At 52.7% G+C, this 258-nt stretch carries 1 protein-coding gene; it reads left to right on the top strand.

Annotated elements, in window-relative coordinates:
* Positions 1–258: Calx-beta domain-containing protein (locus ACO0KW_RS20470; protein ID WP_423055190.1), on the top strand; the 258-nt coding region annotated here is incomplete at both ends.

The raw sequence follows: 258 nt of genomic DNA, 5'->3' as shown, positions 1-258 counted from the left end.
ACGATGCAACACCAAGTTTGTCGATCAACGACGTGATCGTCAACGAAGCGGCTGGCACAGCGACCTTCACGGTCACCTTGTCGGCAGCGTCTGGCCAAACGGTTTCTGTTGGTTACAACACCAGCAATGGCACAGCGACCGCTGGTAGCGATTACACAGCAACGAGTGGTACCTTGACGTTCAATCCTGGTGTGACGACGCAAACGATCACGGTCAATATCGCCAACGATAGCGTGTTTGAATTGTCGGAGAACTTCA

The organism is Undibacterium sp. Ji22W, from assembly GCF_049340305.1.
Taxonomy (GTDB): domain Bacteria; phylum Pseudomonadota; class Gammaproteobacteria; order Burkholderiales; family Burkholderiaceae_D; genus Undibacterium.
This window is presented reverse-complemented; position numbering and strand designations above follow the sequence as displayed.